Source organism: Streptomyces sp. UNOB3_S3 (assembly GCF_020740895.1).
GTDB lineage: Bacteria > Actinomycetota > Actinomycetes > Streptomycetales > Streptomycetaceae > Streptomyces.
The window spans coordinates 1-15,430 of record NZ_JAILXP010000163.1 but is presented as its reverse complement, the minus strand read 5'-3'; the positions used below and the strand labels follow the sequence as shown (position 1 = coordinate 15,430).

Annotated in this window: 15 protein-coding genes and 1 pseudogene; 11 read left to right on the top strand and 5 right to left on the bottom strand. The window is 73.2% G+C overall.

Translation table 11 applies throughout. The features are described from left to right. Positions 1-213: 213 nt before the first annotated feature. Positions 214-969, top strand: coding sequence for a DUF4239 domain-containing protein (locus K6I33_RS18915; RefSeq protein ID WP_229353935.1), 756 nt, complete (start codon positions 214-216; stop codon positions 967-969). Here the strand turns inward: K6I33_RS18915 and K6I33_RS18910 are convergent. Next, on the bottom strand, positions 947-2,269 hold the full coding sequence (locus K6I33_RS18910) for a cytochrome P450 (RefSeq protein WP_229353933.1): 1,323 nt from the start codon (positions 2,267-2,269) through the stop codon (positions 947-949). The genes K6I33_RS18915 and K6I33_RS18910 overlap by 23 nt on opposite strands. Before the next feature lie 204 nt (positions 2,270-2,473). Here K6I33_RS18910 and egtA point away from each other — a divergent pair, with 204 nt between their 5' ends. From egtA to K6I33_RS18865, 9 genes are all read left to right on the top strand, one after another. Then, entirely contained in the window at positions 2,474-3,757 is a 1,284-nt protein-coding gene (gene egtA, locus K6I33_RS18905) for an ergothioneine biosynthesis glutamate--cysteine ligase EgtA (RefSeq protein ID WP_229353927.1), read from the top strand. Beyond that, complete coding sequence (gene egtB / locus K6I33_RS18900) at positions 3,754-5,082, top strand: ergothioneine biosynthesis protein EgtB (RefSeq protein ID WP_229353925.1); 1,329 nt, start codon at positions 3,754-3,756, stop codon at positions 5,080-5,082. Before egtA ends, egtB begins: the two co-directional genes overlap by 4 nt. After that, positions 5,082-5,882: an ergothioneine biosynthesis protein EgtC gene (egtC, locus tag K6I33_RS18895; protein ID WP_229353923.1), complete on the top strand. Its 801-nt coding sequence runs from the start codon at positions 5,082-5,084 to the stop codon at positions 5,880-5,882. Before egtB ends, egtC begins: the two co-directional genes overlap by 1 nt. Continuing rightward, entirely contained in the window at positions 5,879-6,841 is a 963-nt protein-coding gene (gene egtD, locus K6I33_RS18890; RefSeq protein ID WP_229353922.1) for an L-histidine N(alpha)-methyltransferase, read from the top strand. Before egtC ends, egtD begins: the two co-directional genes overlap by 4 nt. A 121-nt stretch (positions 6,842-6,962) precedes the next feature. Further along, entirely contained in the window at positions 6,963-8,945 is a 1,983-nt protein-coding gene (locus K6I33_RS18885; protein ID WP_229353921.1) for a WD40 repeat domain-containing serine/threonine protein kinase, read from the top strand. Between the two features lie 43 nt (positions 8,946-8,988). After that, complete coding sequence (locus tag K6I33_RS18880; protein WP_229353920.1) at positions 8,989-11,064, top strand: WD40 repeat domain-containing serine/threonine protein kinase; 2,076 nt, start codon at positions 8,989-8,991, stop codon at positions 11,062-11,064. An 82-nt stretch (positions 11,065-11,146) separates the two neighbouring features. After that, positions 11,147-11,596 (top strand): universal stress protein, encoded by a 450-nt coding sequence (locus K6I33_RS18875; RefSeq protein ID WP_229353937.1) that lies wholly within the window; start codon positions 11,147-11,149, stop codon positions 11,594-11,596. 109 nt (positions 11,597-11,705) lie between these two features. Beyond that, complete coding sequence (locus K6I33_RS18870) at positions 11,706-12,191, top strand: SgcJ/EcaC family oxidoreductase (protein ID WP_229353916.1); 486 nt, start codon at positions 11,706-11,708, stop codon at positions 12,189-12,191. Positions 12,192-12,213: 22 nt separating this feature from the next. Continuing rightward, the gene (locus K6I33_RS18865; protein WP_229353914.1) at positions 12,214-12,834 is read left to right on the top strand and encodes a cysteine hydrolase family protein; all 621 of its coding nucleotides are present in this window, start codon (positions 12,214-12,216) and stop codon (positions 12,832-12,834) included. Here K6I33_RS18865 and K6I33_RS18860 read toward each other — a convergent pair. Continuing rightward, positions 12,772-13,737, bottom strand: a complete 966-nt coding sequence (locus tag K6I33_RS18860; RefSeq protein ID WP_229353912.1) for an SDR family NAD(P)-dependent oxidoreductase — start codon at positions 13,735-13,737, stop codon at positions 12,772-12,774. The two genes, K6I33_RS18865 and K6I33_RS18860, sit on opposite strands and share 63 nt — an antisense overlap. A 98-nt stretch (positions 13,738-13,835) precedes the next feature. On the opposite strand from K6I33_RS18860, the gene K6I33_RS18855 reads away from it, so the two are divergent. Continuing rightward, positions 13,836-14,048 carry a dodecin gene (locus tag K6I33_RS18855; RefSeq protein WP_229353909.1) on the top strand — a complete coding sequence of 71 codons (213 nt, stop codon included), beginning with the start codon at positions 13,836-13,838 and terminating at the stop codon, positions 14,046-14,048. A gap of 18 nt (positions 14,049-14,066) precedes the next feature. On the opposite strand, the gene K6I33_RS18850 is transcribed toward K6I33_RS18855, so the two are convergent. From K6I33_RS18850 to K6I33_RS18840, 3 genes and pseudogenes are all read right to left on the bottom strand, one after another. Further along, positions 14,067-14,822 (bottom strand): 1-acyl-sn-glycerol-3-phosphate acyltransferase, encoded by a 756-nt coding sequence (locus K6I33_RS18850; protein WP_229353907.1) that lies wholly within the window; start codon positions 14,820-14,822, stop codon positions 14,067-14,069. A gap of 122 nt (positions 14,823-14,944) precedes the next feature. Beyond that, complete coding sequence (locus K6I33_RS18845; RefSeq protein ID WP_229353905.1) at positions 14,945-15,205, bottom strand: hypothetical protein; 261 nt, start codon at positions 15,203-15,205, stop codon at positions 14,945-14,947. A gap of 108 nt (positions 15,206-15,313) precedes the next feature. Then, positions 15,314-15,430 (bottom strand): annotated as a pseudogene (locus K6I33_RS18840) (IS5/IS1182 family transposase); the annotation flags it as partial.

The window sequence follows — 15,430 nt, the reverse complement described above, 5'->3', positions numbered from 1 at the left end:
CCCGTGCCCACGCCGCGCATCACGCGGCCGTACCACCAGGCCGTCACCAAGCCGGCGAAGAACGGCGCTTCGCTCGTCACGCTCATGCTGGTGATCACCGCTCCCGCCGTGCTCGCCGCCGCCCTGCTGCGTCCGCGCGGCAGCGGTGGCGGCGCCGGGGGCGGTGGCTGATCACCCGGTTCCGATCCGCCGACCCCCTCTTGGAGGTATCCCTTGTCCGAGTGGCTGGTTCTGGCCCTCGCCATGGCCGCCGCGTGCGCGGTCGTCCTGTCGATCACCGTCCTCCGGCAGCGCCGGATCGGCATGGACGACAACCCGCACGAGACCCCCGACGTCATCGAGTACATGACCATGATGGTCGGGGTGGTCTATGCCATCGTGCTCGGTCTGGCCATCGCCGGTGTCTGGGAGGCGCGCAACGGCGCGCAGGACACCGCCCGGGCGGAGGCCCAGGCCCTCCACGAGGTGAGCGAGCGGGTCCAGGCGTACTCCCCGGCCGGCCGTGAGCAGGTGCGCGCCGACGTGAACTCCTATGTGAGCTACGCGGTCAAGAAGGAGTGGCCGTCGATGCTCAGGACGGGCGAGCTCACGGACAAGGGCGCCGAGTTGCTCGACAAGGTGCGCGCCGACCTCACCTCGTACCAGCCGCGCGACGACCACGAGGGCCAGTCGTACCAGCCGCTGCTGGACCAGATCGGCGCGGCCGACGCGGCGCGCAACGCGCGGGCGGCCAACGCCGGGCCGACGATGCCGGGCGTGGTCTGGTTCGGGCTGATCGTGGGGGCGCTGGTGGCGGTGGGGCTGATCTTCACGCTCCAGATCCGGCGGTCGCCGCGCGAGTTGCTGCTCGCCGGGCTCTACAGCGCGCTGATCGCCTTCCTCCTCTTCCTCATCTGGGACTTCAACTCCCCCTTCGGCCATCAGGTGGCCGACACGGCGGGCCCGTTCAGCGATCTGTTCTCCATCTGACGGGCAGGTGCTTGAGGCCGTTCTGGAAGTTGGACGTCAGCCGGACCGGTTCGCCCGCCCGCTCAAGGCCGGGCAGCCGGTCCAGCGTCGCCCGCAGCATGGCCCTGATCTGGGCGCGGGCGAGGTGGGCGCCCAGGCAGAAGTGCGGGCCGAAGCCGAAGCTGACGTGGTCGTTGGGGGTGCGGGTGATGTCGAAGCGGTCGGGGTCGGGGAAGACGCGCTCGTCGCGGTTGGCGGAGGCGTGGTAGACGACGACCTTCTCACCGCGCCGGATACGCTGCCCGCCGAGCTCGGTGTCGCGGGCGGCGGTGCGGCGGATGTCCAGCACGGGCGGCCAGTGGCGCAGCACCTCCTCGACGGCGGAGTCGGTCAGCTCGGGCCGGCGGCGTAACGCCTCGTACTGCCCGGGATGGTCGAGGAGGGAGTGGAGGCCGCCGGGGATGCCGTTGCGGAGCGTCTCGTTCCCGGCGACGGCCAGCAGGAAGAACATCGTTTCGAACTCGTCGCCGGTGAGCCCGCCCTCGCGCATCCGGGCCATGACGCTGCCGGGCCGGGGCGCGTCGGCGAGCGCGTGGGCGTAGGCGAACATGTCGGTGAGCGCCTCGGGCGAGCGCGGGTTCAGCGGGGTGCCGTCGGGCTTGAGGAGCGTGGCGGGCCGGTGGGCGAGGGAGGCCCGGCCGAGGGGGCTGAGGGCGGTCGGGTCGGCGGTGCTGGAGTCCGCGTGGTCGGCGTCCTGGTAGCCGATCACCCGGTTGGACCAGTCGTAGAGCAGCCGCCGGTCCTCCTCGGGGACGCCCAGGATGTGGGCGAGGGTCCAGATCGGCAGGTCGGCGGCGAGCTCCACGTAGTCGGCCTCGCCCCGGCCCGCGACGTCCTCGACGAGGGCGCGGGCCCGGGCCTCGATGGCGGTCTCCAGTTCCCGGGTGGCGCGCGGGGTGAAGGCGGCGGCGACGATGCGGCGCAGCCGGACGTGGGCGGGCGGGTCCTGGTTGAGCATCATGGCCCGGACGAAGGCGAGGTCGGCCTCCGTGTCCGGGTCGCGGATCTGGGTGGCGCCCAGGTGCGAGGAGAAGGTCCCGGTGTCGCGCAGCACGCGTTTGACGTCGGCGTGCCGGAAGACCGCCCAGTAGCCGGGGCCCGCCGGCCACGGCCCGACGGCCGTCTCGGGCACCCGGCAGACGGGGGCGTGGTCGCGCAGCTCCCGGAAGAGGGCGTAGGGGACGCCGTGGGCGTAGGTCGCCGGGTCGAACACGGCGGCGGGGCCGACGGGCGCCCCGGGGTGCGTCTGGTGTGCGCTCACGGGCCGGACCGTACGTCGCCGGCTGGCGGGCCCGTCAAGGGGCCAGGAGAATTGTCCGGATGCTCCTGGCCCCCGCGCGCCGGTCACACCCACCGGAATGACCGGTTCAAGGCTAGGTTCCCCGCGCGTCGACCGGTGCCGCCGATTCGGTCGACTGGTGCCGCCGATTTGGGGGTACTGAGCAACGGACGGGAGGTAGTGAGCGTGACCGACTGCTTTGCTGACAGGGAAGGCCTCACCCGGCCGGTCGGTGAATCGGAAGCCGACGCGTATGTGCGCGGCATCTCGTTCAAGACCGGGCCGCCCCGCCTTCTCGGTGTCGAACTGGAATGGCTCGTCCATGATCTGCACGACCCCACCCGCCCCGTCGCCGCCCACCGGCTGGCGGAGGCCGCCGACCGGGTGGGCGCACTGCCGCTGAGGTCGTTGTTCACCGTAGAACCCGGCGGCCAGCTGGAGTTCAGCTCCCAGCCCTCGGAGTCCCTCGCCGCCTGTGTGGCGGACGTCTCGGCCGATCTCTCCCTCGCCCGCGCGGAACTCCGCGCCCTGGGCCTGGCCCTGGCCGGGTACGGCAAGGAGCCGTGGTACGAGCCCCCGAGGGTCCGCAGCACCCCGCGCTACAACGCGATGGAGGTCTACTACGACCGCATCAACGGCGCCGGGCGCAATGTCATGTGCCGCACGGCGTCGGTGCAGGTCTGTGTGGACGCCGGGTACGAGGGGCCGGGGCCGCTGGGGTACCTGCGGCGCTGGCGGCTAGCCCATCTGCTGGGCGCGGTGCTGTCGGCGGCGTTCGCCAACTCGCCGCTGCTGCACGGTCGCCCCTGCGGCTGGCGGTCGAGCCGGCAGGCCTGCTACGCGCGGATGGACCCGGGGCGCACGCTGGCCCCGCCGGACTGGCACGACCCGCGGGCGGCCTGGGCGGCGTACGCGCTGGACGCGAAGGTGATGTTCGTACGGTCCGAGGACGAGCCGTGGGCCGTGCAGCAGGCGCTGCCGCTGCGGCAGTGGACGCGCACCGGGCATCCCCGGCAGGCCACGGCCGACGATGTGGCGTACCACCTGACCACGCTGTTCCCGCCCATACGGCCCCGGGGCCACCTGGAGCTGCGGATGATCGACGCGCAGCCGGGCGAGGACGGCTGGATGGTGCCGCTGGCGGTCACGGCGGCGCTGTTCGACGACCCGTCGGCGGCGGAGACCGCCTACCGGGCGGTCAAGGGGCTCGGTGACGTCCCGGGCCGGCAGCCTCCGCCGAGGAACGCGCTGTGGCGGCGGGCGGCCCGGCACGGCATGGCCGATCCCGAGCTCCACGCGGCGGCGGTGGCCTGCTTCGCCGCCGCGCGGGAGGCGCTGCCCCGGCTGGGGGCGCCGCCCCGGGTGCGGGACGCCGTCGAGGAGTTCACCGGCCGGTACGTCGAGCGGGGCCGGTGTCCCGCCGACGATCTGCTGGATCTGGTCGGGGCGCGACAGGGGGGCGGGTCGTGAGGCCCGCCCCCGGGTCCGGCCCGGCCGCCCCGCGGGAGCGCGCCGCGAGCGCCCTGCTCGCCGCTCGCGCGCGCACCCGCGCCCTGACGACCTGTGTGGACGAGCGCGAGCTCGTCGCCCAGCACTCCCCGCTGATGTCCCCGCTGGTGTGGGATCTCGCCCACATCGGCAATCAGGAGGAGCAGTGGCTGTGGCGCGCCGTGGCCGGGCAGGAGGCGCTGCGCCCCGAGCTCGACCCGGTGTACGACGCCTTCGGGCATCCCCGCGCCGAGCGGCCGTCGCTGCCGCTGCTGCCCCCGCGCGAGGCCCACGCCTACGCGGCCGATGTGCGCGGCAGGGTCCTGGACGTGCTGGAGCGGGTGCCCATGGAGGGCGGGCCGCTGCTCGCGGACGGCTTCGCCTTCGGCATGATCGCGCAGCATGAGCAGCAGCACGACGAGACGATGCTTATCACCCACCAGCTGCGGTCCGGCCCGGCGGCGCTGACGGCGCCCGAGCCGCCGCTGGCCGCGCCGGACGCGGCCCTGCTGCCGGCGGAAGTGCTGGTGGAGGGCGGCCCGTTCACGATGGGCACGTCCACGGAGCCCTGGGCGCTGGACAACGAGCGCCCGGCCCATCCCCGGCTGGTGGCGCCGTTCTTCATCGACACGCTGCCGGTGAGCAACGACGCGTATCTGCGCTTCATCGAGGACGGCGGTTACACGGACCCGCGCTGGTGGCGTCCGGAGGGCTGGGAGCAGGTGCGCCGCCATTCCCTGTCCGCCCCGCTGTTCTGGCGGCGCGAGGGCGGCTCGTGGGTACGGCGGCGGTTCGGGGTGACCGAGCCCGTGCCGCCCGGCGAGCCGGTGCTCCACGTGGGCTGGTACGAGGCCGCCGCCTACGCGGCGTGGGCGGGACGGCGGCTGCCCACGGAGGCCGAGTGGGAGAAGGCCGCCCGCCACGACCCGGCCTCGGGGCGCTCCCGGCGCTATCCGTGGGGCGATGACGATCCCACCCCCGAGCACGCCAACCTCGGCCAGCGCCATCTGCGTCCGGCGCCCGTGGGCGCCTACGCGCGGGGCGCGTCCCCGCTGGGGGTGCGGCAGCTGATCGGGGACGTCTGGGAGTGGACGGCGAGCGACTTCCTGCCCTATCCGGGGTTCCGGGCGTTCCCCTACCGGGAGTACTCCGAGGTGTTCTTCGGCGACGGGTACAAGGTGCTGCGCGGCGGCTCCTTCGCCGTCGACCCGGTGGCCTGCCGGGGGACGTTCCGCAACTGGGACCTGCCCGTCCGCCGGCAGATCTTCTCCGGCTTCCGTACGGCACGCGACGCGGAACCCGCCTGATGTGCCGCCACATCGCGGTCCTGGGCCCCGACGCCCCGCTCGCCGAAAGCCTGGCCGATCCGCCGTACTCGCTCGTCCGCCAGTCGTGGGCGCCGCGCCGGCAGCGGCACGGCACCGTCAACGCGGACGGCTTCGGCGTGGGCTGGTACGCGCCGGGCGACCCGCTGCCCGCGCGCTACCGGCGGGCCGGGCCCGTCTGGGGCGACGAGTCGTTCGCCGACATCGCCCGGGTGGTACGCACCCGGGCGCTGCTCGCCGCCGTGCGCGACGCGACGCGTCCGGGCGGCGACGGGGAGGCCGCCGCGGCGCCCTTCGCGGGCGGCCCCTGGCTGTTCAGCCACAACGGGGCCGTCACCGGCTGGCCGGAGACGGCGGAGGCGCTGGTCCCCCTGCTGCCGCCGGGCGCGCTGCTGCGGCTCGCCGCCCGCTGCGACTCGGCGTTCGTCTGGGCGCTGGTGGAGCACCGGCTGCTGGGCGGCGAACCGCTGGGCCGGGCGCTGGCCGGGGCCGTCATGGACCTGGCGCGGGCAGCTCCCGGGTCACGGCTCAATCTGCTGCTCACGGACGGCGCGTCGATAGCCGCCACGGCGTGGGGCGACTCGCTCTGGTATCACGCCGGGCCCGGGGAGCGCGTGGTCGTGGCCTCCGAGCCGTACGACGACGCCCCCGGCTGGACCGAGGTCCCCGACCGGTCCCTGCTGACCGCCGACCGCACCGGCGTGTCCGTCTCCTCCCTCACCCCGCCCCCGTCGAGCACCGCACGCTTCCCGGATTCCCCGCGCAAGGAGCCCGTTCAGTGAGCCCGTTCGTCCTCACCCGCACCCTCCCCCTCGACGCGACGGCCGCCGCGCTGCGCGCGGACGTCTCCGAGGGCCTGACCCGCTCGCCCAAGGAGCTCCCGCCGAAGTGGTTCTACGACGCCCGGGGCAGTGAGCTGTTCGACGAGATCACCCTGCTGCCGGAGTACTACCCGACCCGTGCCGAGCGCGAGATCCTCATCGCCCGCTCCGGGGAGATCGCCGCCGCGACCGGGGCCCGTACGCTCGTCGAGCTCGGCTCGGGCTCCTCCGACAAGACCCGGCACCTCCTCGACGAGCTGTCGTCGCTGGAGGTGTACGTCCCCGTCGACGTCAGCGAGTCCGCCCTGACCGGGGCGGCGGAGACGCTGCTGGCGGAGCATCCGTCGCTGACGGTGCACGCGCTGGTCGCCGACTTCCAGTACGGGCTCACGCTGCCGGAGGCTCCGGGTCCGCGGCTGGTCGCGTTCCTCGGCGGCACCATCGGCAATCTGCTGCCGCCCGAGCGGGCGGTCTTCCTCGCGGGCATCCGGGCGGGGCTCGCCGAGGGCGACGCGCTGCTGCTGGGCACCGACCTGGTCAAGGACGAGAGCGTGCTGCTGCCCGCCTACGACGACGCGCGCGGGGTGACCGCCGCGTTCAACAAGAACGTCCTCGCCGTCATCAACCGTGAGCTCGAAGCCGACTTCGACCCCGGCGACTTCGACCACGTGGCGCTGTGGGACGCGCGCCGGGAGTGGATCGAGATGCGGCTGCGCGCCCGTGGCCCGGTGGTGGCGAAGATCCAGGCACTGGACCTGGCGGTCACCTTCGAGCCGGGCGAGGAGCTGCGGACGGAGGTGTCGGCGAAGTTCCGTCAGGAGGGTGTGCGGAGGGAGCTGGCGGCGGCCGGTCTGGAGCTCACCCACTGGTGGACGGACCGGGCGGGACGTTTTGCCCTGTCACTGGCGGTACCGGTGTGACGGGAAGGACTTGAATCGGCCGGTGCCGGTGAGATCACCATCTCATCGCACCGGCGCGCCGGGGCATGGTTCAATGCCGTGCGTGACAGCGCCCGTGTTCCCCGGCAGATTCGAGTAGCGCATGGTCGAGCCTCTGCGCTCCGGAGATCCCCGGCGCATCGGCCCGTACCGGCTGGAGGGCCGGCTGGGCGCGGGCGGCATGGGGCAGGTCTTCCTCGGCACGTCGCAGGCGGGCCGGAAGGTCGCGGTGAAGCTGATCCTGCCGGAGCTGGCGAACACCCCGCAGTTCCGGGACCGCTTCAAGCGCGAGGTCGACGCCGCGCGGCAGGTGGGCGGCTTCCACACGGCCCAGGTCGTCGACGCCGACCCCGACGCCGCGTCCCCCTGGCTCGTCACCGCGTTCATCCCCGGCCCCACCCTGCAACGGACCGTCACCGAACGCGGCCCGCTGGCCCCCGACGCCGTGCTCCGCCTCGGCGCCGGGCTCGCCGAGGGGCTCGCCGCCATCCACCGCTGCGGCCTCGTCCACCGCGACCTCAAGCCCGGCAACGTCATCATGGCCGAGGACGGCCCCCGCATCATCGACTTCGGCGTGGCCCACACCCCGGGCGACACGATGACCCGCACGGGCTCGGTCATCGGCACGTACGCCTACATGTCGCCGGAACAGATACGCGCCGAGGCCGTCTCCCCCGCCAGCGACGTCTTCGCGCTCGGCTCGGTCCTCGCCTTCGCCGCCACCGGGCGCAGCCCCTTCGACGCGACGTCCGTGCCCGCCATCGTCCACCGGGTCACCAGTGGCGATCCCGTGCTGGACGGTCTGCCGGGCGAGCTGGACGAGCTGGTGGCCGCCTGCCTGGCGAAGGCCCCGGCCGACCGCCCGTCCACCGAGGACGTGCTCCGGCGGCTGTCGGTCACGGGCCCCGGCACGGCACCGGCCACCGCTCCTGTCGTACCCGCGAAGCCCGCCAAGTCCCCCACCCGGCGCTCCGTCCTGTTCGGCGGGGTGGCCGCGGCCACGGCGGCGGTCGCCGTCCCCGCGTACTTCTTCCTGCGGCCGGAGTCCTGGGCGTCGTCCGGCGACGGGCCGGGGGGCGGGCCGGGGAACGGGTCCGGTGAGAGCAAGGACCCCACCCAGCCCGTCGCACGCCTCACCGGTCACACCAGTCAGGTGGAGTGCCTCGCCTTCAGCCCGAACGGCAGGACCCTGGCCAGCGGCGACTTCAACGGCAGCGTGCGGCTGTGGGACGTCGCCACCCGCGACGCGATCACCACGTTCAAGGGGCAGGGGCACACCGGGTGGGTCATGTCCCTGGCCTTCAGCCGGGACGGGCAGACGCTGTTCTCCGGGGGCTTCGACAAGACGCTCAAGGGCTGGGACGTGCGCAGCGGCATGCCGCGGGACATCGCCTCGTACGACGCCCAGTTCGACAGCGTCGGCTGTCTGGCGCTCTCCCCCGACGGCACGACGCTCGCCGTGGGCGTGGGCAGCAGGGTCGAGCTGATGGACCCGTCCACCGGCCGTCGCACCGTCACGTTCACCGGGCACACCGGCAGCATGCGCGGCGTCGCGTTCAGCCCCGACGGCAAGTCCGTGGTCAGCGTGGCCGCCGACACCAGGGTGAACAGCGCGGTCCAGCTGTGGGACGCCGGCACGGGCAGCGGCATCAAGGCCTTCACCGTCACCGACGGCAAGACCTTCTCCTCCGTGACCTTCAGCCCCGACGGCAGGACCGTCGCGGCCGGCGGGTCCGGCGTCCACCTGTGGGACGCCGCCACCGGGAACCCCGTCGCGACGCTCACGGACGCCCATCCGTACCTCGAATCGGCGGTGTACCGCCCGGACAAGGCGGTGATCGCGGGCGCGGGCGGTGTCCGCGAGCCCAACGTCCAGGACGGCACCGGGAAGACCGTCAGCCTCTGGGACGTGGCCACCCGGCAGGTGACCACCACGCTGAAGGCCACCATGCCCGAGTCGCGGCGCGACACCTCGATCTCGAAGCTGGCGTTCAGCCCGGACGGCAAGCTGCTGGCGGCCGCCGTCAACCAGGTCGGCGCGAGCGACGAGAAGGCCGCGTCGATCCAGCTCTGGAAGCTCCCCTGACCCGTAGTCGCCCCTTCTTCACCTTTTCCAACGGACGGTAATCATGGACGCGTTGTTGCCCGACGACCCCCGATGGGTCGGCCCCTACCGGCTGGACGGCCGGCTGGGCGCGGGCGGCATGGGGCAGGTCTACGCCGGTACGTCGCCCGGCGGCCGCAAGGTGGCGGTGAAGCTCATCCGGCCGGAGCTGGCGGACACCCCGCAGTTCCGGGCCCGCTTCCAGCGCGAGGTCGACGCGGCACGGCAGGTCGGCGGCTTCCACACGGCCCAGGTCGTGGACGCGGACCCGGACGCGGCGTCGCCGTGGCTGGTCACCGCGTTCATACCGGGGCCGACGCTGCACGAGGTCGTGCGGGAGCGCGGACCGCTCGCACCGGAGGCGGTCCTTCGGCTCGGCGCGGGGCTCGCGGAGGGGCTGGCGGCCATCCACCGCTGCGGTCTGGTCCACCGCGACCTCAAGCCCGGCAACGTCATCCTCGCGGACGACGGTCCGCGCATCATCGACTTCGGCATCGCCCGTGCCGTGGACGCCAGTTCCCTGACCGCCACCGGCGCGGTCATCGGTACGTACGCGTACATGTCGCCCGAGCAGATCCGCGCCGACCGGGCGGGCCCGGCCAGCGATGTCTTCGCGCTCGGCTCGGTGCTCGGTTTCGCGGCCACGGGCCACAGCCCGTTCGACGCGCCCACGCTGCTGGCGGTCGTCCAGCGGATCCTGGACGACCCGCCCGCGCTCGACGGCCTCGACGGCGAACTGCGCCGCCTGCTGACCACGTGCCTGGCCAAGGACCCGGCGCAGCGCCCGCCGGTCGCCGGTCTGCCCGAACGGTTCGCGGGGGCGGCGGACGGCGGGACGGCCGGGCCGCCGACGCCCGCGGCCCAGCCGGAGCGGACGGTGGTCCTGACGCCGGGGGAACGCACGACGCCGCTGCCTCCGGCGGAGCGGCCCCGGCCGGCGACGATGGTGGATCCGGGCGCGGGAGCCACCCCGGCGGCACCCCCGCGTCCGGACGCCCCCTCCGTGGATCCGCACGCCGCCACACGTCCGGGCCCGGCGCGGCCCGAGGCCCCGGGCGGCCCGGTGACGCCGGCCGACCCGGTCCCCGAACCGGCCGGTGGCCGCAAGGTGTCCCGGCGCGCGCTGCTCATCGGCGGGCTCTCCGTCGTCACGACCGCCGCCGCCGTCGCCGTCCCCGTCGTCCTGCTCGACGACTCGGGCAGCCCGTTGACCCCCGGGCCGGACGGCGTGACCCTCGGAGACCGCTCCAGCGTGTACGGGCTCACCTACGGGCCCGACGGCAGGACGCTGCTCGTCGCCACCGGGGACGGCACCATCTGGCGCTGGGACCTGGCCGCCGAGAGCAACACGACCGCGCGGATCGGCGGCCCCAAGTACGTGCAGCCTCATGTGTTCACCCGGGACCGCAAGACCCTCTTCCGGGCGGACGAGAACCGGATCCTCGCGTGGGACGTGGCCTCCGGCCGTACCACCGGTACCTTCACCGGCGTCACGAACTACCGGCTCCAGGAGGGCTTCGTCTCCTCCCTGGACGTGAGCCCGGACGGCAGGACCCTGGCCGCGAGCACCCCGCAGGGCCTGTTCCTGTGGGACGTGCCCTCGGGCCGCAGGCTCGCCCTCCACGACGACGTGAAGAACGGGCCGGCGGCCTTCGGTCCCGACGGCAAGGTGCTGGCGACCGGAAGCCCCGTCCAGCTGCGGCAGATGCCCGAAGACCGGACGCTGCTCACCGTCGGCGGGTCCGAGGGCGGGAGCGGGGCGGTGTTCAGCCCGGACGGCCAGCTCCTGGCCGTATCGAGCAGGGCCACCGTCCTGCTGTGGAACACCGCCTCCCGCCAGGAGGTCACCACGCTCAAGACCGACGATCTCGTCCAGGCGCTCGCCTTCCACCCGGGCGGCCGGATCCTGGCCGGCGGCGACATGGGCGGCAAGGTCACTCTGTGGGACACGACCTCGGGGAACGTCACCACCACCTTCGACACCCACAGCGACGTCACGGCGCTGGCGTTCAGCCCGGACGGCAAGGCCGTCGCGGTGGGGCTGGGCCGGGGCGCGGGATCCGGCGACCGCGGCACCATCCGTATCTGGCCGGTGCCCTGAGCGCGCCCGCGCGTCGCGGTACTAGCCTGCCCGTGTGAGCGAAAACGTGAGCGAGGGCTCGAACGAGGGGCGGCACGCCCCGCTGCCGGCCGGTTTCGAGCGCGGCACGGACGGCCCCAAGGTCATCGTCGTCGGTGTCGACGGCTCCGGCACGTCCTGGCGCGCGGCCGCCTACGCCGCGGGCCTCGCCCGCCGGCAGAACGCCCTGCTGGCCGTCGTCTACGTCCAGCCGCTCCTCGTGGGCGGGGCCGCCCTGGGCGCTCCGGTGGCCGAGACGACCGAGCAGGTCGCCGAGGAGCTGCTGGCCGAGATCCGCGACACCACCGAACGCCTGCGCGGCATCCATGAGGTCCGCTGGCAGTTCCACACCTTCCGCGGCGACCCCTACACCGGGCTGGTCGAGACGGCCGACGAGCTCAAGGCGGACGCGGTCGTCGTCGGGGCGTCGGAGCAGGCGGGCCACCGCCTCGTCGGCTCGGTGGCGGTCCGTCTGGTGAAGGCGGGGCGGTGGCCGGTGACGGTGGTGCCGTAGGGCGCCGCAGGGCGCGCAGGGACCATCCCGACGTGCCGGATCGGCGGTGCCGGGTGAGGCTGAGGTGACACCACCCACTCGATCACCGACACCACACGGGAGGCGCCCCATGGGGCGACACACGTACGCAGCCGGAGCCGCCGTCACCACCGTCGCCGTCCTGTTCGCCGGAACGGGCGCGGCGCAGGCGAGCGACCACCGCGCCCGGGTCCCCAGCGAGCGGGAGATCAGGGAACTGTTCGACCGGTGGAACGCCGCCCTGGGTACCCTCGACGCGAACCGCGTCGCCGACCTCTACGCCCCGGACGCCGTGCTGCTGCCGACCGTCTCCGCCGAGATCCGCAAGACCCGGGCGGCGAGGATCGACTACTTCAAGCACTTCCTGGAGAACAAGCCCGTCGGCAGGATCCAGGAGCGGGTCATCAACATCCTGAACCGCAACAGCGCCATCGACACGGGCCTCTACCAGTTCACGCTGACCGACAAGCACGGCCACAGGTCCAAGGTCGACGCGCGCTACACCTTCGTCTACAAGAAGCGCGACGGCAGATGGCTCATCATCAACCACCACTCCTCGAAGGTGCCCACGGAGTAGCCGGAGTGGTTAAAGTCGGGCGATGAACACCGCCCTTCTCGTGATGGACGTCCAACAGGCCATCGTGGACATCGCCGACGACGGCTCCGGTTACCTGCCACGCCTGCGCAGGGCGATCGACGGGGCCCGCGCGGCGGACATCCCCGTGATCTACGTGGTCATCGCCTTGCGTCCCGGCTTCCCTGAAGTCGGCACGCGCAACAGGCCCCTCGCCGCGATCGCACGGGCCGGCCTCTTCGTGGAGGGCGCCCCGGGGACCGGGATCCACCCCGAGGTCGCGCCCCGGCCGGGCGAGGTGGTGGTCACCAAGCGCCGGGCGAGCGCGTTCTCGGGCAGTGATCTGGACGTGGTGCTGAGAGCACGCGGTATCGACAGCCTCGTGCTCACCGGCATCGCCACCAGCGCGGTGGTGCTGTCCACCCTGTGCCAGGCGAACGACCTGGACTTCGGTCTCACCGTCCTCCCGGACGCCTGCCTGGACACCGACCCGGAGCTGCACCGGGTCCTCACCGAGCGGCTGTTCCCGCAGTGGGCGGACGTCGTCACCGTCGACGACTGGCTCAAGGCGATCGCGCCCGGGTCAGCGGCCGACCGGCCAGGCGCTCACCCCCGTGAGCTCGCAGGAGAGATCCCACAGCCGTGACGCCGCCCCGGGGTCGACGGCCCAGGGCTTGACCCCGCCGACGAGCATGTCGTCGGACGCCGCCGGCCCGGCGATGTCGCAGTCCTGGCAGTAGGCGCCGCCGTGGGCGTCGAGCAGGGGCGAGGTCGCCGCCCACACGGCCGTCGCCGCACCCTGTGCGGGTGTCTTGAAACCGTCGGCGGGGCGGCCGTCGGGGGTGATCCAGCCGAGCGCCCGCCACTCGTCACGGGGCACATGGCGCTGCAACGGCGTGAGGATGCTGCCCGGATGCGCGGAGAACGCGCGCAGGCCCGTCGCGGCGCCGAGCCGGTCGAGGTGCACGGCGAAGAGGGCGTTGGCGGTCTTGGACTGCGCGTACGCGAGCCAGCCGTCGTAGCCGGTACGGAAGTGGATGTCGTCCCAGCGGATGTCCGACAGGAAGTGGCCCGACGAGGTCAGGGACACCACGCGGGCGCCCGGGGCGAGGGCGGGGCGGAGGCGGTTGACGAGCGCGAAGTGCCCGAGGTGGTTGACGGCGAAGTGCGCCTCCCAGCCCGGGCCGACGCGGGTCTCCGGGCAGGCCATCACGCCCGCGTTGGCGATGACGACGTCGAGGGCGCGCCCGGAGTCCAGGAAGCGGTCGGCGAAGGTCCGTACGCTGTCCAGGTCGGCCAGGTCGAGCACGTGGACCTCCGCTCTCGGGAGGATGCCCGCCAGCGCCTCCTCGGCGGTGCCGGCCCGGCGGGCGGGCACGACGACCCGCGCTCCGGCGCGGACCAGGGCCCGCGTGGTCTCCAGGCCGAGACCCGAATACCCGCCGGTGACCAGGGCGGTGGTGCCCGTCAGATCGATGCCGGCGAGCACGTCGTCGGCCGTGCTGTGCGCACCGAAGCCGGTGCCGAGCTGCTGCTGCTTGGTGATCATGCGGGGGAGGCTAGGAGCTGAAGTGCGCTCCACGGCAAGGATTCCCCCGATGGCCCACCCGCTTCGCGCCCGCCCCGCCGCTGAGGCACGGTGGGGACATGGGCAACCACACCTACCGGGTGACCGAGATCGTCGGCTCCTCGTCGGAGAGCGTGGACGCGGCCATCCGCAACGGCATCAGCCGCGCCGCGCAGACCCTCCGAGCGCTCGACTGGTTCGAGGTGACCGAGGTCCGCGGCCACCTCGAGAACGGCGCGATCGCGCACTACCAGGTCGGGATGAAGGTGGGCTTCCGGCTGGAGGGCACGTAGCGGTCCGGGCGGCCGGGCTCAGGCCGCCGCCGACCGGCCGACGTCCGAGTCCCTGCGGCCCGGGCCCGCCGCGGGCGCGGGCGCCGGGCTGCCCACGGCACGCAGTGCCGCCCGGGCCTCGGTCGCGTACGCGTCCACGTACTCCTGCTCCGAGAGCCTCCAGATCGCGTACATGATCTCGTCGGTGACCGCGCGTAACACCGCGCGGTGGTCCTCCATCCCCTCGTACCGCGAGAAGTCCAGCGGCTCCCCGAAGCGGATCCTGATCGGGACGAGCCGAGGCAGCAGCTTCCCCGTCGGCTGGGCCTCGAACGTGCCGATCATCGCGCACGGGATCACCGGCGCCCCGGACTTGAGCGCCATGGCCGCCACGCCGACCTTGCCCTTGTACAGCCGCCCGTCGTGCGAGCGCGTCCCCTCCGGGTAGATGCCCAGCAGCTCGCCGCCACCCAGCACACCCAGCCCCGTGTCCAGCGCCGCCTGCGCCGCCTCCTTGCCGGAACGGTCCACCGGGATCGCCCCGATGCCCCGGAAGAACGCCGCGATCAGCTTGCCCTTGACGCCCCGGCCGGTGAAGTACTCCATCTTGCCGAGGAAGCGGATCCGGCGCTTCACCATCACCGGCATCAGGAAGTGGTCGGAGAACGACAGATGGTTCCCCGCGATGATGGCCGCCCCGTTGCGCGGCAGGTGGTGCAGGCCCTCGACCTTGGGCCGGAAGACCCACCGCAACAGCGGTATCAGCACCACGTTCTTGAAGAAGTAATAGAACACGCAGCAAGCCCCTTGTCCGAGCGACCTGACGTCCGAGCGACGTAACCCCCGCGTCGACGCACGGTAGTCGGCGCGGGGGATCATGTGGAGAGTGTCTATTCGGCCACTCTCGGTGAGGGCGGTCAGTGCGCCTGGCGTTGATGCACGCCCATACGGGTGGCGGCCTCGCCCATACGCCGGGTGTCACCCAGTGCCTCCGCCTCGCGCCGCTCGTCCTTGATGCGGACGCAGACCGCGCAACGGATGGCGCTCACCGGACAGTCCCACTCGATCCCGCCGCGAACGGGACGGAGTTGGACGACGTCCGGACCCTCGCGGCCCATCAGCTGGCCGATCCTGCCGCTGCGCGTGTCCACGACGATGTCCCCGATGCGGAAAGCCATGGCCAAGCCCTCATTTCCTGTCGCGTTCGGTGATCACTCCTGCACACCAGGCAACCGGTTGTCAGTGGGCGGCGGTACTGTGGGCGACGGTGGCCGGACTTACAACAGCTAACAGAATGAGTTGATCTGTCTGAGGGTGATGAGGCAGCAGGCGAGGCGGAGGAAGGCTTCATGGATGTCGGCTCGTCGTTCCCAGCGGATGCGGAGGCGTTTGAAGCCATGCAG

Bases quoted from the DNA above. Each gene is read 5' to 3' on its own strand.
- K6I33_RS18870 (WP_229353916.1), top strand. From the start codon at position 11,706: ATGGGGCGACACACGTACGCAGCCGGAGCCGCCGTCACCACCGTCGCC.
- K6I33_RS18855 (WP_229353909.1), top strand. From the start codon at position 13,836: ATGGGCAACCACACCTACCGGGTGACCGAGATCGTCGGCTCCTCGTCG.
- K6I33_RS18885 (WP_229353921.1), top strand. From the start codon at position 6,963: ATGGTCGAGCCTCTGCGCTCCGGAGATCCCCGGCGCATCGGCCCGTAC.
- K6I33_RS18860 (WP_229353912.1), bottom strand. From the start codon at position 13,737: ATGATCACCAAGCAGCAGCAGCTCGGCACCGGCTTCGGTGCGCACAGC.
- K6I33_RS18845 (WP_229353905.1), bottom strand. From the start codon at position 15,205: ATGGCTTTCCGCATCGGGGACATCGTCGTGGACACGCGCAGCGGCAGG.
- egtC (WP_229353923.1), top strand. From the start codon at position 5,082: ATGTGCCGCCACATCGCGGTCCTGGGCCCCGACGCCCCGCTCGCCGAA.
- K6I33_RS18865 (WP_229353914.1), top strand. From the start codon at position 12,214: ATGAACACCGCCCTTCTCGTGATGGACGTCCAACAGGCCATCGTGGAC.
- K6I33_RS18880 (WP_229353920.1), top strand. From the start codon at position 8,989: ATGGACGCGTTGTTGCCCGACGACCCCCGATGGGTCGGCCCCTACCGG.